This window comes from Nonomuraea sp. LPB2021202275-12-8 (assembly GCF_037044575.1).
Classification (GTDB): Bacteria; Actinomycetota; Actinomycetes; order Streptosporangiales; family Streptosporangiaceae; genus Nonomuraea.
Window position 1 is genome coordinate 413,916 of the sequence record NZ_JBAHWD010000006.1, and the last position, 20,799, is coordinate 434,714.

Consider the following 20,799-nt stretch of genomic DNA (forward strand, 5'->3'; position numbering starts at 1 on the left):
TCAGCGGTTGGGCGGCTTGGGCGGCCTGGTCTGCTCGTCACCGACCAGGGCGTCGACGTCCCGCATGTCCTCGTCGCTCAGCCCGCCGGATCTGGGACCCGAAGGCTGCCTCGGCACGTTGTGCCGCTGTTCGGGCGGCGTGTCGTCGCGGTAGCCGGTCTGGTCCCTGTGCAGGGGCTGCGTGTCGTCCCGGTATTCCTCCGCCGGACGGTCGTGCGAGGTGGGCGGGGCGTGGTCGGCCAGGTCCTGCTCGGCCCTGCGCCGCTGCGAGCGCCTCTTGAACGTCGCGTTCAGGATCCCGTCGAGACCGAGCCTGCCACCCCCCAGCGCCAGGAACAGCAGCGAGGCCGCGCTCAGCGCGCCGACGAACTCCCAGCCGCCCTCCTGGACGAAGATGCCGTTCGGCGCGTGCACGAAGATGAACGCCCCGATCGTCACGACCAGCAGCGCCAGCGCCGCCAGCCGTACCGCCAGCCCCAGGATCAGCATGGCGCCACCGACGGTCTCGGCGACCGTGGTGAACGCGGCGGCGACCTGTGGCATCGGCACGCCCGACTCGGCGAACCCCTCAGCGGTGGCGCCCAGTCCCCCCTGCCACTTCTTCCACCCGTGCGCGATGAAGATCACGCCGATGATCACCCTGGCAATCAGGGCAGCTATGTCGAAAACAACCCTTTTCATGATGATTTCTCCCCCGTTTCCGGTATTCCTCCCCGTGACCGGCTAAGGGATGCGTCGGCATACCGTTCCTTGACCGAGTCCCGCGCTGGATCAGCACAGCCCCCGGTGGCAGCATTGCCATATGACGGAACGCGTGGTGGGAATCGGAGCGGGCGCGAAAGAGCTGGCCACCGAGGACATGATCCTCAATATCGGCCCTCAGCACCCGTCGACACACGGCGTGCTCCGGCTCCGGCTCACCCTCGACGGCGAGCGCATCTCCACCGCCGAGCCGATCATCGGCTACATGCACCGGGGCGCGGAGAAGCTGTTCGAGGTCCGCGACTACCGGCAGATCCTCGTGCTGGCCAACAGGCACGACTGGCTGTCGGCCTTCGCCAACGAGCTGGGCGTGGTCATCGCCGTCGAGCGCATGCTCGGGATGGAACCGCCGGTCAGAGCCGTGTGGGCGCGCACGCTCCTGGCCGAGCTCAACCGGGTGCTCAACCACCTGATGTTCCTCGGCTCCTATCCCCTGGAGCTGGGCGCCATCACCCCCGTCTTCTACGCCTTCAACGAGCGCGAGCGCATCCAGGCCGTGATGGAGGAGATCTCCGGCGGGCGGATGCACTACATGTTCAACCGGGTCGGCGGCCTCAAGGAGGACCTGCCGCTCGGCTGGCTCGACCGGGTGTCGGAGGCCGTCGCCGAGACCAGGCGCCGCGTCCCCGACATCGAGAACCTCATCCTCGGCAACGAGATCTTCCGCGCCCGCACCATGGGCGTCGGCGTGCTCACCCGCGAGCAGATCATGCAGTACGGCGTGAGCGGCCCCGTCGCCCGCGCCTCCGGCGTCGACTTCGACCTGCGGCGCGATCAGCCGTACCTGGCCTACCCCGAGCTGCCCGTCAAGGTCGTCACCCGCAGCGCGGGCGACTGCCACGCCCGCTTCGAGGTGCTGCTCGAACAGCTCAAGGTCTCGCTCGACCTGGCCGACGCCTGTGTGGAGCGGCTGCGCTCACTGCCCCAGGGCCCCATCAACCAGCGCCTGCCCAAGGTGCTCAAGGTGCCGGAGGGCCACACCTACGCCTGGACGGAGAATCCGCTCGGCATCAACGGCTACTACCTGGTGTCCAGGGGCGACAAGACCCCGTGGCGGCTGAAACTCCGCTCGGCCTCCTACAACAACATCCAGGTGCTGCGCGAGATGCTGCCCGGGCATCTCGTGGCCGACATGGTCGCCATCCTCGGCTCGATGTTCTTCGTAGTGGGTGACATCGACAAGTGAGCACCCCCGTCGTCCGCCGTGACCGCTATGTCGACTGGCTGCGCGCGCTGAGCCTCATCGTCGTGGTCGTCTGGCACTGGGCCTTCACCATCCTGCAGTGGAAATCCGGTGGACCGGAGCCGACCAGCCCACTCGGTTTCACCTCCGGCCTGTGGATCCTCACCTGGCTGTTACAGGTGCTGCCGCTGTTCTTCTACGTCGGCGGTCACGTGCACCTGCTGTCCTGGGGCCGTGCCCAGGAGCGCGGCACCGGCATCGGGAGGTTCGTCTGGCGGCGCATCCGCGCGCTGGCCATCCCGGCGCTGGGCCTGTCGGGCGTGTGGATCGCCATCGGCGCGCTCGTCACGTGGCTGTTCGACGTGGAGTGGATGTGGCGGGTGGTGCTGCTCGTGCTCAGCCCGCTGTGGTTCCTCGGCGTCTATCTGGTGCTGATCGCGCTCCTGCCGCTCGCCCTCTACCTGCACCGCGAGTACGACGTGCTGGCCCTCATCTGGCTCGGCGGAGCCGCCCTGGTCGTGGACGTGGTCCGCTTCCGATACGGCGTCGAGTGGGTGGGCTGGCTGAACATGGTCATCGTGTGGGGGCTGGCCCACCAGGCCGGATTCTTCTACGACCGGATCGTCGCACTCCCCAGGCGCTACGACGTGGGCGTGCTGTGGACGGGCCTGTTCGCGCTGTTCGGCCTCGTCTACTCCGGCATCTACCCCGGCTCGATGGTGGGCGTGCCCGGCGACAAATGGTCCAACATGGCCCCGCCCACCTTCGTCATCGTCGCCCTGCTCCTCTTCCAGATCGGCCTGGTCGAGGTGCTGCGCCCGTCGATGGAGCGCCTGCTCGAAAAGCCCGGCTGGAGCCGCGTCAACATCGTCATCAACCGGTTCGCCCTGCCGCTGTTCCTCTTCCACACCACCGGCATGGCCATCGCGCTCGGCCTGTCGTGGTGGCTGTTCGGCTCACTCACCCCCGAGGTGCCGCCGGACCTCTGGTGGTGGCTGGAGCGCCCCATCGCCGTCATCGCGCCGCTGATCTGCACCCTCCCGGTCATCTACCTCTTCGGCCGCCGCCGCACCCAGGTCGAACAGCTGCAGGACAAGAGCTGACTACCTCGGGCTCCGCTCCTCCGGGTCCTTGGGGATGCGGCAGGCGTTCTCCAGGAAGAGCGCGGCCGCGATCAGCACCACGCATGACAGGAACGAGCCGGTCGAGACGAAGAACTCCGAGCGCGGCGTCTCCCTGGTGAGCAGCTGCAGCGTGTGCAGGGCGAACCCGGCGAAGACGCCCGCGAACACCGCGCCACCGTAGGCGGAGGCCTTGCCAAGGGCGGCCAGACGCGCCACGGCCAGCGGCTCCGCCGGTTTGGTGCCGGGCCTGCGATCGATCCGCGCCTTGGTCATCCAGGCGCTGTAGGCCTCGCCGACGGCCAGCAGCAGCACGGTGGGCATCGCGGTCCACGGCACCAGCGGCAGGTCGGAGTAGAACTGCTGGACCAGCATCCAGGTGATCAACGCGATGACGACGACGACGGCGACCAGGACGCCGGGACGGGTGGGCCTCAATCCGGCTCCTGCAGTCTCAGCTCCTCGCGAAGCCGCACGCCCTGCTGGTCGAGGCCCGCGAGCAGCTCGACGACACGGCCGCGGCCGGGCACCTCGGCCTCGGGGTCGGCCTCGGACCAGGGCATGAGCACGAACGCCCGCTCGTGCGCCAGAGGGTGCGGCAGCGTCAGGTCGGGATCGTCGCAGACGACGTCGCCCACCACGATCAGGTCGATGTCGAGCGTGCGCGGTCCCCAGCGCTCGGCGCGGACCCGCCCGAAGGCGTTCTCGACGCCCTGGGCCCGCTCCAGCAACGTCTGCGGAGGCAGCGTGGTCTCCGCGACGACGATCGCGTTGAGGAACGGTCGCTGCCCCTCGGGGCCGCCCAACGGGTCGGTCTCGTAGATCGGCGAGGCCCTGACGAACTCCAGGCCCGGGGCGTCGAACAGGGTGTCGACGGCCCCTTGCAAGGTCTCGAAGCGCCGGCCCAGGTTGCTGCCTAGGGAGAGGATGGCCTTCATCGACGGCTCCGCTCGATGGTCACCACCACGTCGTCGAACGGCGACGGGATCGGTGCGGCCGGTTTGTGCACGCTCACCTCGGCCGCCTGCACGAGCTCGCTGGCCAGGCACACGTCGGCCAGGCGCTGCGCGAGCGTCTCGATCAGCTCGACCGGCTCGCCCTCCACCACCTTGACCAGCGCCTGGGCGAGCTCGCCGTAGTCGACGGTCTTGGTGAGGTCGTCGCCCGCGGCGGCGGGCGCGGTGTCGAGGAACAGGGTCGCGTCGACGACGAACTCCTGCCCCAACTCCCGCTCGGCGGGGAGCACACCGTGTCTTCCCCTGGCCCGCAGGCCCTTCAGCGCGATCCGGTCAGCGCTCAAGCTCGTCTTCCTCCTCCTCGTCGTCGTCACCCTGCAGCACCGGCGAGCCGTGGTGCATCCACAGCCGCCAGCCCTGCGCCGTGCGGACGTAGACGTTGCTGGCCACCACCTTGCCCGCGGCGAAGCTGGACTCGCCCTCCTCGCCCGCGGTCAGGATGTTCTCCACACAGGTGAGGACGGCCACGTCGCCCAGCACCGTGGTGCTGACGTCGGTGAGCACGAACTGGATGTACGTGGTGTTGGCCATGATCAGCGCCCATGAGCGCAGCACCTCCGAGCGGCCCGCCAGCAGGGTCCAGCCCGGATGTACGCAACTGACCTGCTGGTCACCGGAGTCCTCGGCCCAGATCTCGGTCATCCGGTCGAGGTCCGCGTCCTCGATCGAGGTGTAGAAGTCCTGGTTGACCGTCTCGATGGCGGCCGTGTCGACGCTCATGTGTTGGCTCCGGCTCTCTTCCACGCGGCCGCCACCCGCACGGCATCGGCGTTCGGACCTACTTCGTGCACCCTGACACACCAGGCGCCGGCCTCCGCGGCCAGCGCCGTCACGGCTAGAGTGGCGTCGTCACTGCGGCTGAACGGGCGCGGCGTGCCGTCGGGGCCGGCCAGCAAGCGGCCCAGGAACCGTTTGCGCGACGCCCCGATGAGCAGCGGATAGCCCAGCTCGGCCAGCCGCGGCATGCCGGCCAGCAGGGACCAGTTGTGGCCTGCGTTCTTCGCGAATCCCAGGCCGGGATCGAGCACGATCTGCTCCTCCGACACCCCCTCGGCCAGCACCAGATCGACCCGTTTGGCCAGCTCTTCGCGGACCTCGGTCACCACGTCGGTGTAGACGGCCCGGCTCTCCATGTCGTGGCTGTGGCCGCGCCAGTGCATCACCACGTAGGGCACGCCGGTGGCGGCGACCACGCGCGGCATGCCGGGGTCCGCCAGCCCGCCGCTGACGTCGTTGACCAGTCTCGCCCCCGCCGCCACGGCCGCCTCGGCGACCTCCGCCCGCATGGTGTCGACGCTGACCGCCACGCCTTCGGCGCTGAGCGCCCTGATCACGGGCACGACCCTGGCGAGCTCCTCTTGGAGCGACACCCTGGCCGCCCCTGGACGGGTCGACTCACCGCCCACATCGACGATGTCGGCACCCTGGCCGACCAGCTCCAGACCATGCTGGATGGCGACCGCCTCGTCGAACCAGAGGCCGCCGTCGGAGAACGAGTCAGGCGTCACATTGACGACACCCATGACGAGGCACCGATCCTCGGCGGCCAGCCCCGGCACACTTGTCATGGCCTCAAGACTAGGCGCTAGCCGATACCTGTTGATATCGCGGGTCCCCACTAGCGAATAACGATCTCGGGCGCGAATACGGGTCCTTCAGGTCAGCGGGCGAGGATGAGAGCCATCGCCTCGGAGCGGGTCTTGTCGCTCGTACGGAAGTCGCCGCGGACGGCCGAGGTGACCGTTTTGGCCCCCGGCTTGCGTACGCCGCGCATCGTCATGCACAGGTGCTCGCACTCCACCACGACGATCACACCGCGCGGCTCGAGCACCCGCATCAGGGAGTCGGCGATCTGCGACGTCATCCGCTCCTGCACCTGGGGCCGCCGGGCGAACACGTCCACCAGGCGGGCCAGCTTGGACAGGCCTGTCACCTGGCCGCTCTCGTTGGGGATGTAGCCGACGTGGGCCACCCCGTGGAACGGGACCAGGTGGTGCTCGCAGGTCGAGTAGACCTCGATGTCCCTGACGAGCACCATCTCGTCGTGGTCGACCTCGAAGACCTTGGTGAGCACGTCCTCCGGCACCTGTCCGAGGCCGGAGAACTGCTCGGCGTAGGCCCGAGCCACCCGTGCGGGAGTGTCGAGAAGGCCGTCACGGTCGGGGTCCTCGCCGATGGCGTGGAGGATCTCCCGGACTGCCTTCTCGATCCGTCCCAGATCAACATCGTGCGACTTCACGCACTGTCTCCGGAGGGCAGCGCGTCCTGGTGGCCCGAGGCCAGCGAGCCGTTGCCCGACTGCTCCTTCGGGGTCAGGATGGGCGGCCGGTCGGACGGGAGCCGCTTGCCGTAGCCAGCGTAGGAGGGGCGGTGCTCCCTGACCACCACGGAGGCGAAGATCTCGACCACCTGCTGGCGGGAGAGCGTCTCCTTCTCCATGAGCTCGAGCACGAGGTTGTCGAGCACGTCACGGTATTCGACCAGGATGTCCCACGCCTGGTCGTGCGCCGTCTCGATCATCCGGCGGACTTCCTCGTCGATCGTCGAGGCGATCTTCTCGGAGTAGTCGCGCTCGTGGCCCATCTCGCGGCCCAGGAAGACCTCGGCGTTGCCGGTGCCGAACTTGCGGGCGCCGAGCTGCTCGCTCATGCCGTATTCGGTCACCATGCGGCGGGCGACGGCCGTGGCCTTCTCGATGTCGTTGGAGGCGCCGGTGGTGGGCTCGTGGAAGACGAGCTCCTCCGCCGCGCGGCCGCCGAGCAGCATCGCGAGCTGGTCCATCATCTCCGACCGGGTGGCCAGGAACTTGTCCTCCATCGGCAGCGTCATCGTGTAACCGAGGGCGCGGCCGCGGGACAGGATGGTGATCTTGTGCACCGGGTCGGAGTTGGGCAGCGCGTGCGCCACCAGTGCGTGACCGCCCTCGTGGTAGGCGATCATCTTCTTTTCCTTGTCCGACATGACCCGCGTCTTGCGCTCGGGCCCTGCCATGACACGGTCGATCGACTCCTCGAGCAGCTCCATCGTGATCAGCTTCTGGTCGGCACGCGCCGTGAGCAGCGCGGCCTCGTTGATCACGTTGGCCAGGTCGGCGCCCGTGAACCCGGGGGTCCGGCGGGCGATGACGTCGAGGTCGACGTCGGGCGCGAACGGCTTGCCGCGACCGTGGACCTTGAGGATGCCCTTGCGGCCCTCGAGGTCGGGACGGTCGACGGTGACCTGCCGGTCGAAACGACCAGGACGCAGCAGCGCGGGGTCGAGGATGTCGGGCCGGTTGGTGGCGGCGATGAGGATGACGCCGCCCTTCACGTCGAAACCGTCCATCTCGACGAGCAGCTGGTTGAGCGTCTGCTCGCGCTCGTCGTGACCGCCGCCCAGGCCGGCGCCGCGGTGGCGGCCGACTGCGTCGATCTCGTCGATGAAGATGATCGCCGGCGCGTTGGCCTTCGCCTGCTCGAACAGGTCGCGCACCCGGGAGGCGCCGACACCGACGAACATCTCGACGAAGTCCGAGCCGGAGATCGAGTAGAAGGGCACCCCCGCCTCACCCGCGACAGCGCGGGCGAGCAGGGTCTTGCCGGTGCCGGGCGGGCCGTAGAGCAGCACGCCCTTGGGGATCTTGGCACCGATCGCCTGGAACTTGGCCGGGGCCTGCAGGAACTCCTTGATCTCCTGGAGCTCCTCGATGGCCTCGTCGGCTCCCGCGACGTCGGCGAAGGTGGTCTTGGGCGTGTCCTTGGTGATCAGCTTGGCCTTGGACTTGCCGAAGTTCATCACCCGTGAACCGCCGCCCTGCATCTGGTTCATGATGAACAGGAAGATGAGGACGATGATGACGATGGGGAGGAAGCTCACCAGAAGGCTGACCAGGAAGCTTTCCTGGGGCACGTCGGTGGCGAAGCTCTTGGTCTTCTTGGCGTCGACCTGCGCCTGCAGCTCGTCGGTCAGCTTGGCACCGTAACCGGTGACCCAGTCCGACTGGATCGTCTTGGTGGGGGCGCCCGATCCGACGACGATCGCGTTGTGCAGCGTCAGCTCGATCCGCTGATCCTTGTCGATGATCTTGGCATTGCTGACGTTGCCGGTGCGAATCTGCTGGAGCACCGTAGACGTGTCGGCCTGCTTATAGTTGCCGCCGCCGCTCCAGAGCTGGGTGACGAGCAGGAGCAGCACGACGATGCCCAGGATCCACAGCAGTGGCCCACGTGTAAATCGCTTGAGATCCATCCGATGCGGAACCCCTTGCGGGCCCGTCCCTTCCTGACCATGGCCTGGAACCCCGGGTGCGCCCCGGGGCTGCGACATCCGACGCCGCGACTTCTGACTACCCGAAGGGGACGCTGGGTCACCCTCCCGGAGTCAGAAGGTACACCGGACAAGCGCGCGGAGGGACCGCCCGCTAAACCGGCCTTGCCCTACCAACGTACGTCAAGGTGTGTGGTGTTCCCGGCCAGTGCCAAGATTGCTATCTGTAAACGTGTGGAGCCAGCGTCCCGATGAACGGCAGGTTCCGGTAACGCTCCGCGTAGTCGAGCCCGTAGCCGATCACGAACTCGTTGGGGATGTCGAAGCCCACGTACTTGACCTCGATCGGCACCTTCACCGCATCGGGCTTGCGCAGCGCGGCGCAGATCTCCAGCGAGGCCGGGTTGCGCGACTTGAGGTTCTCCAGCAGCCAGTGCAGGGTCAGCCCGGAGTCGATGATGTCCTCGACGATCAGCACATGGCGGTCCAGGATGTCGGTGTCCAGGTCCTTCAGCACCCGCACGACGCCGGACGACCTGGTGCCGGCCCCGTAGGACGACACCGCCATCCAGTCCATCTGCACCGGCACGTGCAGGGCTCTGGCCAGGTCGGCCATCACCATGACGGCGCCCTTCAGGACGCCGACGAGCAGCAGATCCTTGCCTCTGTAGTCCTCGTCGATGCGCCCGGCCAGCTCTTTGATCTTGGCCTGGAGGTCGTCCTCGGCAATGAGGACTTTCTCCAGGTCCTTGCCCATGTCGGCAGAGTCCACCTGTGGTTCCTTACGCGATGGGACTGATGGCGAGTATCAGGGTGCCATACCGCCGGACGGCCGACAGACCCCCGGGCAGGTCCACGCCCTTCTGACCACGCCAGTGCGTGATCAGGCGCTCCACGGCGAGCACGTGCGTGGCCGACAGGGCGCCTGAGGGGGCGCCGGCCGCGATGGCGGCCCGCCGCAGGACCCGCCGCCGCACGCCGCCGGGCACTTTCTCCAGACCCGGTACGGCCAGCGTCACCTGCCCGCCCGTATCGCTTAGAGCGCAATCCTGGTAGACCGATTCCGCCCACTCGTCCAGCGCCTCCGCGTCGTCTCTGGCGAGCCGGGCGGTCCTGGCGAGCGCCTCGGCCACTCCCGGGCCGAGCTCCTCCTCCAGCACGGGCAGCACCCGGGACCGCACGCGCACGCGGGTGTAGCGGGGATCGGCGTTGTGCGGGTCGTCCCAGAAGGCGAGCCCCAGCGCCTGGCAGGCGGCGACCGTGGCGCTCCTGGGCAGGTCGAGGAACGGCCTGCGGTAGAGGCCGCTCACCGCGGCCATCCCTGACAGCGATCTCAGGCCGCTGCCCCTGGCCAGCCCCAGCAGGACGGTCTCGGCCTGGTCGTCACGCGTGTGGCCGAGCAGGACAGCGCTGGCGCCAAGCCGGCCGGCCGCCTCGGCCAGAGCCCCGTATCTGGCGTCCCTGGCGGCGGCTTCCGGGCCGCCCGCCGTACCGACGGTGACGGTGAGCACCTCGCCGAACGCCAGCCCGAGCTCGGGCGCCAGCGCGGCGACGGCCGCGGCGCGGGCGGCCGATCCCTCCTGCAACCGGTGGTCCACGGTGAGCAGACCGGCCCGCAGCCCCGCCCGGGGCGCGACGAAGGCGAGTGCGGCGGCCAGCGCCAGCGAGTCGGCGCCGCCGCTGCAGGCGGCGAGCACGAGCCCACCGGCCGACGACTCGCCGAGCGCCTCGCGCACGGCCCGGCGAACGTCGGCTACGGCCGGTTGTGGTCCCACATCCGTCATTCTCCCCGGCCGGGCAGGCGGATCAGCTCGGCAGGGCGGGGGTGCCGATCACGCGACGGATCCAAGCGTCCGGGTCGGAGATCTCGGCCGGTGTCGGCAGGGTGTTGGGCGAGGTCCAGACGCGGTTGAAGCCGTCCATGCCGGCCTGGTCCACCACCCTGCGGACGAAGGCGGAGCCCTCGGCGTACTGCTTCATCTTGAGGTCGATGCCCAGGAGGCGGCGGATGGTGCGGTCGAGCTTGGAGCCGCCCTCGCGGCGCTGGGCGAACTTGGCGCGGATCTGCGCCACCGTCGGGACCACGGAGGGGCCGACCGCGTCCATCACGAAGTCGCCGTGGCCTTCGACCAGGGTCATGACGGCCGTCAGCCGGTCGAGGATCTCCTTCTGCTGCGGCGACTGGATGACGTCGATGAGGTTGCCCTCGCCGCCCCTGACCACGTCGGCCACCGTGTCGGCGGCGCCGCGCAGGCGGTCCACCAGGGTCTGCAGGTCGAGGTCGGAGGCCAGCAGGAACTCGGTCATCTGCGAGCGGACGTACTCGCGCAGCCACGACACCCCGGTGAACTGCACCCGGTGCGTCTCCTCGTGGAGGCAGACCCACAGGCGGAAGTCGTGCGGGTTGACGTTGAGCTCGCGCTCGGCGTTGACGATGTTGGGGGCGACGAGCGTGAGGCGGCCCGCCGGCTCGACCCCGGTGGGGTCCGGCGGCAGGAACAGCTCGTACTGGCCGAGCACCCTCGTGGCGAGGAAGGCGAGCACCGCGCCCACCTCCACGCCGGTGATGCGGGAGCCGACGGCGGTGATGATGGCCGGCGGCGGGTTGGCGGCGCTGCTGACCCGCTGCGTGAGCGGCTCCAGCACGACACGGAAGCCCTCGACGTTGGCCTTGATCCAGCCGGGGCGGTCGACGATGGTCGCCGGTTGTGGGGCGGTCTCGGTGTGAATTCTGGTGAATTCGCGCACGTGCCCTTCGGCCTCGCGCGACAGCGTGCGGAGCTCGGCGACGGCCTGCCTGGCCTCCTCGCGACTTACTTGAGGACCGGGGCGCACCAGGCGCGTGCCGGTCGAAACGGCCAGATCCCAGTCGATCACCTGCATGACATCCACCGTACGTGCTTCTCGTCAAGACCGCGCGACGATGGCCGCCAGCCTGTCGAGCACCGGCTCCGCGTAGAGCGGAACCCGGTCCGCCATGAAGGCGAACGTGACGAGCCTGCCGTCCTTGGTGGTGGCCAGGCCGGCCAGCGTGTTCACGTGGTTGAGAGTGCCGGTCTTGGCCCGGACCAGGCCGACCTGTCCCCTGCTGTCGGGGCCGGTGAAGCGGCGGCCGTTGCCGAGGGTGCCGGAGAAGCCGGCGATGGGCATGCCGCTGGCGACGGCGTGCAGCTCGGGGTGTGCGGGGGCGCCGGCGATGGCGATGAGCCTGGCCATGGCGTAGGCGCTGATGCGGTTGCGGATGGACAGGCCACTGCCGTCGGAGACCTGGATGCCGTCGGCCACGCCGAGCCGCTTGAGCACCTGGGGCACGGCCCTGGAGACGCCCGCGAAGGAGGCCGGCTGCCCTTCCTTGATGGCGACGTGCCTGACCAGGGCCTCGGCCAGGTCGTTGTCGCTGTGGGTGAGCGTGTGCTCGACGAGGGCGTAGACGGGGGCCGACTGGACCTCGCCGAGCTCGGCGGCGCCCGGGGCGGCCTTGGCCCGGCGGATGGACCTGGCGGTGGAGATGCCGTGCTTGCGTAGGAGCCCGGCGAAGGCGTCGGCGGCGAACTGTGGCGGATCGGACACGCGCGCCCTCGACTGGCCGGGGTTCTGGCGGCCCTCGTCGATGGCCAGCGCGTGGACGGGGGCGACCTCGCCGTCGGGCACGTAGATCGGCTTCCAGCCGGGGGCCTGGGTGGGGCCGCTGAAGAGGGAGGCGTCGTAGGAGAGTGTGACCTTGGTGACGCCCCGCGCCTTGAGCGCGGCGGCGGTGCGGGAGGCGAGCGTGGCGAGCGAGGCCTGCTCGGTGAAGGTCGACCGCTTGGCCTGGGGGCCGGCCAGCATCGGGTCGCCGCCGCCGACCAGGATGATCGAGTCGCGCGAGCCGCCCTGCACCACGCGGGTCGACAGGCGGGTGTCGGGGCCGAGCGCGGCGAGCGCGGCGACGCTGGCGACGACCTTGGTCGTGGAGGCGGGGACGATGCCGGCGTCGGGGCTGGCGGCGAAGATCCGCTCGCCGGTGGCGGCGTCGAGGACGACCGCGCCGACCCGGCTGCCGAGCGCTTTGTCACCCAGCGCATCGGTGAGCTGTCGCGTCAAAGTACCCTTGGTCGGGAGAGGTCCGTCTCCTGATCTCACCGGCAGCTGGGCCAGCACTGGCCCCGCGGTGACCACGGGGACGGGGGGAACCCCTTCAGGAGACGCGGTCGGCTCGGTCGGTGGTGACTGCCTCGTCAGCGCGCTCAGGTTGAGGTCGTTGTTCATCGCGTAGACGCCGATGACGATGGTCACGACCTGCAGCACGACGAGAGTGGTCAGCATCACCAACCGCTCGTGCCGCGCCACGTCGCCTGACCTCTCTTCTGGAGTTCGCCTACGAGACATTAACGCCCTACCGGGGATGCCTGGGGGGTTCGAGCGGAGGAACCGCGGTGGAGTTCGACGTTGTCGTTGAGATTCCCAAGGGGCAACGGAACAAGTACGAAGTGGACCACGAGACCGGCAAAATCAGGCTGGACCGGCTGCTGTTCACGTCCACGCAGTACCCCGCCGACTACGGCTTCATCGAGCACACGCTCGGCGAGGACGGCGACCCGCTCGACGCGCTGGTGCTGCTTCAGGAGCCGACGTTTCCCGGCTGCTACATCACCTGCCGGGCGGTCGGCATGTTCAGGATGACCGACGAGAAGGGCGGCGACGACAAGGTCCTCTGCGTCCCCTCCACCGATCCTCGCATGGCTCACATCCAGGACATCCACCATGTTCCGGAGTTCGACCGGCTGGAGATCCAGCACTTCTTCGAGGTCTACAAGGACCTGGAGCCGGGCAAGTCGGTCGAGGGCGCCAACTGGGTCGGTCGCATCGAGGCCCAGGCGGAGATCGAGCGCTCCTTCCAGCGGGCCAAGGACGAGGGCTACGACCACTGAGCCGTCAGCGGGGCCTGGTGGCGCCCACCAGGTCCCCTCTCCACATCGAGGCGACCCGCACGACGTCGCCGGTCTGCGGGGCGTGCACCATCAGGTCCTGCCCGACGTAGATCCCCACGTGGTGGATGGTCGCGGGATCGTTCTTGTCGTGGCCGAAGAACAGCAGGTCGCCGCGGCGGAGCTGGTCGAGGGGGACGTGCGGGCCCGAGGTCCACTGGGTGCCCGTCCAGTGGTCGACCCGCACGCCCGCACGCTCCCACGCCCGCATGGTGAGCCCTGAGCAGTCGTAGCTCGACGGGCCGTCCGCCGCCCACAGGTAGGGCTTGCCGAGCTGGGTCAGCGCCCAGTTGGCGGCCACGTCGCCCATGGCCGAGCCGCTCGCCGAAACGCCGAGCCCGACGCGGGCCAGGACGGCCTCCCGCCGCCTGGCCAGCAGGTCGGCCCGGCTGCGTGCCGCCGCCACCCGCCGGCGCAGCGAGTCCCGCTCCGCCCGCAGCACTCTGGTGTCGCGGCGCTGCCCGGCCACCGCGGCCTCGGCGGCGGTCCTGGCGTTGGCTGCGCGGTCCGCGGCTGCCTGCTGTGCGGCGCGGGCTCGGTCCGCGCCGGTGCGCAGGATGGTGGCGACCTCCTGGGCGTCACGCAGCCGGCCGAGGAGGTAGGCGCGCTCGCCGCCGATCTGCTGGAGCACGCTCGCCCGGTGCAGGTAGCCGTCGGCGCCGCCCCTGTCGCTGAGCATGCCGATGATCTCCCTGTCCAGGCCCATCCCGCCGTAGACCTGCGCGGCCAGCACCGCCACCGACTGCCGGGCCCGCTCCACCTCGGCGTCCGCGGCGGTCGAGCGCGCGACGGCCTGCCGGTGCGCCTGCTCGGCCTGACGCAGCCGGACGAGCTCGCCGTTGTAGGCCTCCACCAGCCGCTCCGCCACGGCCGCCAGCTCGTCGAGGCGGGCCTGCGCCGTGGCAAGCCCGGCCGCCGCCGTGCCCAGCTCCTTCGCACGCTCTCGTACGGCCTGTCGCGCCCTGGCGACGTCCCGCGGCGAGGGCCCCGGCTCGGCGTAGACCGGCGGGCACAGGACGACGAACAGACAGGCCGCCAGGAATCCGGCTCGGACGTGCATAGAATCCCCCCGCGGTCACTCTATGCACACAGTTCCCTACAGTTACGAAACGCACACCTGTGACATCACTCCCGAAAACTAGGAGGCGGTCGCGGCCGGCGAGGTCGGGGGCGTCTGGCTGGGAACGGCCGTCGGAGACTCGCTCTGGGGCGGCGGGCTCGTCGGCGGCCTGGTCGGCGGGGGTGCCGGGCTGGCGGTGGGCGTGGCCGGCGGAGTGGTCGTCGGGCAGGGCGTCGGGACCGGTACCTGCGGCTTGTAGGGCGGCTCGCCCGGGCGCAGCGTCGGGTCGGCGGCGTGGGAGCTGCGCGACGGCACCGGGCCGATCGGGGTGAAGAGGGGAGGCTGAGGGCCGGTGGTGGTCAGCCTCACCTGCGTGGTCGTGGACGTGGTCGTGGGGGTCGCCCCGAACGGTCGGGTGGCCGTGCTGTCGAGGATCGGCTCGAAGGTGCCCCGCTCCTGCCGCTGCCGCGACTGCCAGGGGAGCGTGACACCGGGCGGGTCACCCGCGGGCGGGAACGCCACCGTCGCGACTCTGGGCAGGCCGCCGACCTCCTTGCCGAAATAGTCGAAGATCAGCGCTATCGCCACCACGGTCGCGACCGCCGCCACCGTGCCCGCCAGCGCCCGAGGCCACTTGCGAGGCATCCTGTCGCCGGGAACGGGAAATCCGGCCGCGTCCAGCGCCTCCGAACGCCGGGCCACGTAGCGCCGGTAGAGGAACAGCTCCGGGTCGACGAAGCAGCTCAGCACCCGCACCCGGAGCGGGTCCGGGAGCTTGACCTGGGGCAGCAGCTCGAACACCTTGGCCGTCGACACCTGGCGCGTGCGGTGCGGGGAGCAGGTCTCGCAGCGCGGCAGGTGCGCGACGAGCTGCGCGCGCATGTCGGGCGTCAGGTCTCCCGTGAACCCGGTAAGGATGCGGCCTCGCTGCGGGCAGTCGTACGGGCCCTTCCTGGCCAGGATCTCCGCGGTGATCGCGTCGCGCAGCCGGTCGCGGGCCTCGTCGTGGACGGCCTCCATGTCCCGCGGCGGGATCGCGAGCACGCGGGCGAGCTCCGGCATGGACAGCCCGTGCCTGGCCGCCAGGTCGAGCATCTCGCTGTCGGCCGGAGGCAGGCTCCGCACCGCGTCGCAGGCCATGACACGCAGGTCCCCGTCGCCCGGGTCGACCGGCGCCGGAGCGCCGTCCAGGACCTGGGCCGTGCCCGGCGGCGCGGCCATCCGCCGGCGCAGGCACTCGCCGCGGGCCAGCGCGTAGAGCCATGGGCGCAGTAAGCCCGGATCGGCCAGCGAGGCGGCGTGCGCCTGCGCAGCGATCAGCGTGTCGCGGAGCGCCACCTGGGCGCTGTCGGTGTCGTGGAGAAGGGACCAGCAGTATCGGTAGATGCTCTCGGCATGCGTGTCGTACATCGCCGCGAGGGCACCCGGGTCGCCCGCGCGCAGCGCCTCGACCAGGACGCGGTCATTCATGTAACCGAAGGTAATGGATTGGTAACTTGCAGTTCTACCGTTTCCACGCGATAGCCATACCTTGTCACCTGGAGGCCATAAACCGCTTCGCCCTTTGTACGTGAATAGCCCGACAATGGCATGTCGATGCCCGATTTATTGGCCTATCTCCTGAGCGATTCACTGCGCGCGGCCGGTCAGCGCCTGGCTGCCCCGGTCCACCTGGAAAGGCTCGCTGGTCGGCTTGATCGTGTGCAGCGGCACCGCCCCGCCGAGCGCGAGATCCTCGAAGGGCCGCCCGGTCGAGCCCCAGGTCCGGGCACTGACGTCGGTCTTCGCCACGGCGGTCTGCTTGGGCAGCCCCGCGACGGTCAGGATGAACCGCGGCGGGCTGCCCGCCTTGACGTCGTCCACGAACGTGCTGCCGCCCCCGAGCAGCTTGCCCGCCTTGTCCCGGAGCAGCACGTTGACCACCAGGCTGCTCGCCGGAAGCTGGTACGGGTTCCCGACATAGCCCGTGATCAGGTACGAGCCGTCCTTCTGGCGCAGCGTCTGCACCCGCGAGACCGGGAAAGGCCTGAAGGCCGAGGCGATGCGGGCGGCCGGCCGCCACTGCGCGGGACGGTAGTCGATCGTCACCTTGACCGGCTTCTCGGTGGCGCTCGCCTGGCCGGTGAAGGGCAGCGACCCACCCGGCGGCACCGCGTCCAGCGGCTGGTCCATCCGCACCACCTCCCGCCCACCGGCGTCCCGGCCGATGACCGTGGCGACCACGTGCTCGCCGAAGTGCCACGGGTTGGCGTTGGAGAGCACTCCGGCCCAGTTCACGGCGTAGCCGTCGGCTGACTTGACGACGTTGGACGCCTGCTCCTTGAGCGTGAGCGGCTTGAGCTGCTGCTGTTGAGACGGTCCCTCCGACGAGCACCCGGCGAGGCAGATCGCCCCGAGTGCGAGGAGGCTGACGGTTCGGCTACACGGGATCACTTTGCCGTGATAACCGGTTCATGGGCACGACCGGCATATGACACGCGCCGCCCGTACCAACTCTTTAACGGGATCGTACGCCCGCTCTTTAGCAGGACGGCCTTTTAGCGACACCGCGCCATCGGCGGCCCTCTTTACGAGGACCGCCTTTCAGCGGGGGCGTACGACGCGCCTTTCGTCCCAGACCGGCTGCGGCGACTCGTACACCGTGCCGTCGGAACCGAACACCAGATAGCGGTCGAAGTCGGCGGCGAACCAGCGGTCGTGGGTGACCGCCAGGACGGTGCCGTCGAAGGCGTTCAGCCCGTCCTGGAGCGCCTCGGCGCTGGCCAGGTCGAGGTTGTCGGTGGGCTCGTCGAGCAGCAGCAGCGTGGCGCCCGACAGCTCCAGCAGCAGGATCTGCAGCCGGGCCTGCTGACCGCCCGACAGGGTGTCGAACCGCTGCTCGGCGACCAGGCCCGCCAGCTCGTAGCGGGCCAGTGTCTTCATGGCCTCGTTCTTCAGCCTGGCGTGCTCGGTCATCACGATCTCGACCGGTGTGCGGCCGATCAGGTCCGGCCTGGCGTGCGTCTGCGCGAAGTGGCCCGGCACCACGCGGGCGCCGAGCCTGGCGACCCCGGTGTGGTCGACCGGCGTGCCCGCGACCAGCCGCAGGAAGTGCGACTTGCCCGAGCCGTTGGAGCCGAGCACCGCCACCCGCTCGCCGTACCAGACCTCCAGGTCGAACGGCCGCATCAGGCCGGTGAGCTCCAGCTGCTCGCAGATGATCGCGCGCTTGCCGGTGCGGCCGCCCCGCAGGCGCATGCTGATGTTCTGGTCGCTGGGCGCCTCCTCGGGCGGGCCCGCCTCCTCGAACCTGCGCAGCCGCGTCTGGGCCGCGTGGTAGGCGGCCGCCATGCCGTCGTTGTAGCGGGCCTTGTTCTTCAGCATGTTGACGAGGGTCTTGATCTTGGCGTGCTCCTCGTCCCAGCGCCTGCGCAGCTCGTCCAGCCGCTCGTTACGCGCCTTCCTGGCCTCGGCGTAGGTGCCGAACCCGCCGCCGTGGATCCAGATGTTGCCGGATTCCACCGTCACGATCCGGTCGGCGGCGTTGGCCAGCAGCTGCCGGTCGTGACTGACCAGCAGCACCGTCTTGGGCGTCTCGCGGAGCTGCTGCTCCAGCCACTCCTTGCCCGGCACGTCGAGGTAGTTGTCGGGCTCGTCGAGCAGCAGCGTCTGGTCCGGCCCCCGTAGCAGCGCTTCGAGCACCAGCCGCTTCTGCTCGCCACCGGACAGCGTGGACACGTCCCGATATTTCACGTTGTCGTACGGCACGCCGAGCGCGGCCACCGTACACGTGTCCCACAGCACCTCGATGTCGTAACCGCCGGCGTCGGTGTAGTCGGTGATGGCCTGCGCGTAGCGCATCTGCGCCTTCTCGTCGTCGCGCTCCATCATCACCAGCTCGGCCCGCTCCAGCCGCTCCGCCGCCAGCCGCACGGCCGGAGGCGCCACGCTGAGCAGCAGGTCGTGAACGGTGCTGCCGTCACGCACGCTGCCGACGAACTGCCGCATCACGCCCAGCCCGCCAGAGCTCGCCACACTCCCCTCGACCGGCTGCAGATCGCCCGCGATCAGCCGCATGAGCGTGGTCTTCCCCGCCCCGTTGGGCCCGACGAGCGCAGCCTTGACACCCTCGCCGATCCTGAAGGACACGTCGTTGAGCAGCGGCCTGCCGTCGGGCAGCACGTATGTCAAATGTCCTACTTCGACGTGGCCCATGCGCGCAGGTTATCCGCCCACCGGCGCGGATCGCACTCCCATTTCCGGTGCTGCGGCGAGGAGGCGGGCCAGGAGGAGTGCCGTGCACGCGGTGGCCGTCGCCAGTAGCCAGATCACGAACGACGGGTAGAGGTAGGCCACCTGGATCCACATGATGTCGCCGCCCCTGGCGAGCACGCGGAAGATCGGCGCGATGGCCGCACACAGGGCGAGCGGGGCCAGATACGGCAGCAGGCGCAGGCGCTGCCATCCCCTGCGGCGGGCGGCCCATCGGCGGGAGCGGGCCACACCGCGTGCCGCCAGGGCGACGGTCGCCAGGGTCAGCAGGGCGAACACCACGTCGGTGATCAGGAAGGGCGAGGCGGGGATCCGCGGCGTCCCTCCCTCGACCATGGTCACCAGGGCGTCCGTGAGAGCGCCGCTGTCGGCGAAGGCCATGCCGGTGTTGGCCATGACCGCGATGCCGTAGCCGGACCCGGGCATCAGCAGTTGCTCGGCCGTGGAGGTGAAGAGGTCACCGCCGTGGCGGACGACGGGGGTGCCGCGGTCCGTCTCGCCGAGGGTCCAGCCGAGGGCGTAGTGCTCGTTCTGCGCTGACGGGGTGCGCATCTCCGCGATGCTCCTGGCGGACAGGAGACCGCCGCCGTTCTGGGCGATCAGCCAGCGGGCCATGTCGTTCGCGCTGCTGAGCACCCCGCCCGACCCGTTGCCGAAGCCGGTGGGCTCGGGCATCGCGATCGGGCGGCCGAGCAGGTAGAGGTGGCCGCGGGCGCTGGGCGGCAGGTCCCGGTCGGTGTCGATGGTGCGGCTGCCGCGCATGCCCAGCGGGGCGAACACGCGCTCCTGGAGGTAGGCGGGGAACGGCCGGCCGCTCACCACTTCGACGAGGCGGGCCGCCACCTGGTAGTTCGTGTTGTGATAGCTGAAAACGGTGCCCGGGTCCGCGGCGAGCTCGGCCTGCCTGAGCCGTTTCACCGCGCCTTCGAGGGTGCTGGGCTGAGGCAGGCTCTTCTCGCGGAACGCCGTGTCGGCCATGCCCGACGTCTGGTGGAGCAGCTGCCGCACGGTGATCCGCGCCGCCCGGGGGTCCGCCATCCCGAACTCGGGCAGGTATCGGCGTACGGCCTGGTCGAGCTCGATCTCGCCCTGCTCCACCAGCTGCATGACGGCGAGTGAGGTGAAGGACTTGCTGACCGACGCGAGCGCCATGGGGGTGTCCGCGGTCACGGGATCACCCGACGCCGTCCGGCCGTACCCCTTCGCGTGTACGACCTCCGTCCCCTTGGTGATCACCACGGCCACCCCGGGCAGTCCGGTGGACTCGCGGTATTCGGCGACGAACGCGTCGACCGAGGCGGGGGTGACGTCGAGGCCGGAGGAGGGAAGGACGGCGAGGCAGATCGCGGCGACAGTCTTGGCGAGCACCGGTCAACGGTAGGTTCGGCGTCCGGCCGCGGACCATTGCGGTCCTCCGCCTTCCTTCTTACGGGGAACCGCTAGCCCTGAGGCTCGGTGCGGGGACAGAGGGCTCCCGCCAGGATCTCCACGGCCGAGGCGACCGCGAGAGCGGCGGCCGGGTGCACGGCGAGGAGGAGCGCACCGATCAGGGCGCCGGCGAACATCGCGGCGACGGTGGCGAAGCGGCGTCCGGCCGTCGCCGGCGACGGCAGCATGAACAAGCCCGCCAGTGCCCGGGTCACCACCGTCGTGGGCAGGTCGCGGGCGGCCACCAGCAGCACTGTGGTGTTGCGGGAGCCCATCGCGAGGGCGAGCACGACGATGACGGCGTAGCGGTGCGGCGTGTGCTGGGTGGCGTTGCTGGGCAGGCCGAGGGCGATCAGCGCCGCCACCATGATCAGGACGCCTTCGCCGCACACCGCGTAGGTGAGCCATCGGTCCGGGTGCCTGCGGGCCAGCGCGCCGTTCACGCGATGGCTGGCCAGGGCGCCGACCGAGAAGGCGACCAGGGCCACCGCGGACCCGGCGATCGGGATCGCGTCGTCGACCAGCCCGAAGCCCACGAACAGGATGTTGCCCGTCATGACCGCGGTGAAGAGCCGGTCGAGTCCGAGGTAGCTGACGGCCTCGACCACTCCGGTGACGCCGGTCAGCAGGATCAGCACCACCGTCAGCCGGTCGGGCCGTCTCGCCGTCGTGAAGGGCACCCTTCTTCATACGCGCCCGCGCTGCGGGCACGGGTCTGCCGGCATGGCTTTTTGCCGAATCCGTTCAGATGAGCGCCTTCTTGTCG

General features: G+C 69.9%; 21 protein-coding genes. 3 read left to right on the forward strand and 18 right to left on the reverse strand.

The genetic code is table 11. The features are described from left to right. A complete protein-coding gene (locus tag V5E28_RS15115) occupies positions 1–681 on the reverse strand; it encodes a DoxX family protein (protein WP_336207494.1) in 681 nt (226 codons plus the stop codon). 121 nt (positions 682–802) lie between these two features. Between V5E28_RS15115 and V5E28_RS15120 the strand changes: the two genes are divergently transcribed. Together V5E28_RS15120 and V5E28_RS15125 are read left to right on the forward strand one after the other, a co-directional pair. Then, entirely contained in the window at positions 803–1,948 is a 1,146-nt protein-coding gene (locus V5E28_RS15120) for an NADH-quinone oxidoreductase subunit D (RefSeq protein WP_336207495.1), read from the forward strand. Beyond that, complete coding sequence (locus V5E28_RS15125) at positions 1,945–3,048, forward strand: acyltransferase family protein (protein WP_336207496.1); 1,104 nt, start codon at positions 1,945–1,947, stop codon at positions 3,046–3,048. The genes V5E28_RS15120 and V5E28_RS15125 overlap by 4 nt, the downstream gene beginning before the upstream one ends. Here V5E28_RS15125 and V5E28_RS15130 read toward each other — a convergent pair whose 3' ends face one another. The 11 genes from V5E28_RS15130 to dacB form a co-directional block, all read right to left on the reverse strand. Further along, on the reverse strand, positions 3,049–3,504 hold the full coding sequence (locus V5E28_RS15130; RefSeq protein WP_336207497.1) for a DUF3180 domain-containing protein: 456 nt from the start codon (positions 3,502–3,504) through the stop codon (positions 3,049–3,051). Beyond that, positions 3,501–4,004: a 2-amino-4-hydroxy-6-hydroxymethyldihydropteridine diphosphokinase gene (folK, locus tag V5E28_RS15135; RefSeq protein WP_336207498.1), complete on the reverse strand. Its 504-nt coding sequence runs from the start codon at positions 4,002–4,004 to the stop codon at positions 3,501–3,503. Before folK ends, V5E28_RS15130 begins: the two co-directional genes overlap by 4 nt. Further along, positions 4,001–4,366, reverse strand: a complete 366-nt coding sequence (gene folB / locus V5E28_RS15140) for a dihydroneopterin aldolase (RefSeq protein WP_336207499.1) — start codon at positions 4,364–4,366, stop codon at positions 4,001–4,003. The genes folK and folB overlap by 4 nt, the downstream gene beginning before the upstream one ends. Next, positions 4,356–4,802: a nuclear transport factor 2 family protein gene (locus tag V5E28_RS15145; protein WP_336207500.1), complete on the reverse strand. Its 447-nt coding sequence runs from the start codon at positions 4,800–4,802 to the stop codon at positions 4,356–4,358. The genes folB and V5E28_RS15145 overlap by 11 nt, the downstream gene beginning before the upstream one ends. Further along, positions 4,799–5,650 carry a dihydropteroate synthase gene (gene folP, locus V5E28_RS15150; RefSeq protein ID WP_442945816.1) on the reverse strand — a complete coding sequence of 284 codons (852 nt, stop codon included), beginning with the start codon at positions 5,648–5,650 and terminating at the stop codon, positions 4,799–4,801. The genes V5E28_RS15145 and folP overlap by 4 nt, the downstream gene beginning before the upstream one ends. Before the next feature lie 92 nt (positions 5,651–5,742). After that, positions 5,743–6,321, reverse strand: coding sequence for a GTP cyclohydrolase I FolE (gene folE, locus V5E28_RS15155; RefSeq protein ID WP_336207501.1), 579 nt, complete (start codon positions 6,319–6,321; stop codon positions 5,743–5,745). After that, positions 6,318–8,309, reverse strand: coding sequence for an ATP-dependent zinc metalloprotease FtsH (gene ftsH / locus V5E28_RS15160; RefSeq protein WP_336207502.1), 1,992 nt, complete (start codon positions 8,307–8,309; stop codon positions 6,318–6,320). The genes folE and ftsH overlap by 4 nt, the downstream gene beginning before the upstream one ends. A gap of 238 nt (positions 8,310–8,547) precedes the next feature. After that, positions 8,548–9,099 (reverse strand): hypoxanthine phosphoribosyltransferase, encoded by a 552-nt coding sequence (gene hpt, locus V5E28_RS15165; protein WP_336207503.1) that lies wholly within the window; start codon positions 9,097–9,099, stop codon positions 8,548–8,550. A 10-nt stretch (positions 9,100–9,109) separates the two neighbouring features. Beyond that, positions 9,110–10,111 (reverse strand): tRNA lysidine(34) synthetase TilS, encoded by a 1,002-nt coding sequence (gene tilS, locus V5E28_RS15170; protein WP_336207505.1) that lies wholly within the window; start codon positions 10,109–10,111, stop codon positions 9,110–9,112. A gap of 22 nt (positions 10,112–10,133) precedes the next feature. Next, positions 10,134–11,210: a zinc-dependent metalloprotease gene (locus V5E28_RS15175; protein WP_336207506.1), complete on the reverse strand. Its 1,077-nt coding sequence runs from the start codon at positions 11,208–11,210 to the stop codon at positions 10,134–10,136. A gap of 24 nt (positions 11,211–11,234) precedes the next feature. Next, complete coding sequence (gene dacB / locus V5E28_RS15180; RefSeq protein WP_336207507.1) at positions 11,235–12,656, reverse strand: D-alanyl-D-alanine carboxypeptidase/D-alanyl-D-alanine endopeptidase; 1,422 nt, start codon at positions 12,654–12,656, stop codon at positions 11,235–11,237. An 86-nt stretch (positions 12,657–12,742) separates the two neighbouring features. Here dacB and V5E28_RS15185 point away from each other — a divergent pair, with 86 nt between their 5' ends. Continuing rightward, positions 12,743–13,237 (forward strand): inorganic diphosphatase, encoded by a 495-nt coding sequence (locus V5E28_RS15185; protein WP_336207508.1) that lies wholly within the window; start codon positions 12,743–12,745, stop codon positions 13,235–13,237. Between the two features lie 4 nt (positions 13,238–13,241). On the opposite strand, the gene V5E28_RS15190 is transcribed toward V5E28_RS15185, so the two are convergent. The 6 genes from V5E28_RS15190 to V5E28_RS15215 all read right to left on the reverse strand — a co-directional run bounded on the left by V5E28_RS15190 (position 13,242) and on the right by V5E28_RS15215 (position 20,713). Beyond that, positions 13,242–14,354 (reverse strand): C40 family peptidase, encoded by a 1,113-nt coding sequence (locus V5E28_RS15190; RefSeq protein ID WP_336207509.1) that lies wholly within the window; start codon positions 14,352–14,354, stop codon positions 13,242–13,244. A gap of 78 nt (positions 14,355–14,432) precedes the next feature. Then, positions 14,433–15,824, reverse strand: coding sequence for an RNA polymerase sigma factor (locus V5E28_RS15195; RefSeq protein WP_336207510.1), 1,392 nt, complete (start codon positions 15,822–15,824; stop codon positions 14,433–14,435). 159 nt (positions 15,825–15,983) lie between these two features. Then, a complete protein-coding gene (locus tag V5E28_RS15200; RefSeq protein WP_336207511.1) occupies positions 15,984–16,787 on the reverse strand; it encodes a hypothetical protein in 804 nt (267 codons plus the stop codon). Between the two features lie 150 nt (positions 16,788–16,937). Beyond that, positions 16,938–18,548 carry an ABC-F family ATP-binding cassette domain-containing protein gene (locus V5E28_RS15205; protein WP_336207512.1) on the reverse strand — a complete coding sequence of 537 codons (1,611 nt, stop codon included), beginning with the start codon at positions 18,546–18,548 and terminating at the stop codon, positions 16,938–16,940. Between the two features lie 9 nt (positions 18,549–18,557). Beyond that, positions 18,558–19,973 carry a serine hydrolase domain-containing protein gene (locus tag V5E28_RS15210; RefSeq protein ID WP_336207513.1) on the reverse strand — a complete coding sequence of 472 codons (1,416 nt, stop codon included), beginning with the start codon at positions 19,971–19,973 and terminating at the stop codon, positions 18,558–18,560. A 71-nt stretch (positions 19,974–20,044) separates the two neighbouring features. Beyond that, positions 20,045–20,713, reverse strand: coding sequence for a YoaK family protein (locus V5E28_RS15215; protein WP_336207514.1), 669 nt, complete (start codon positions 20,711–20,713; stop codon positions 20,045–20,047). Positions 20,714–20,799: the final 86 nt, after the last annotated feature.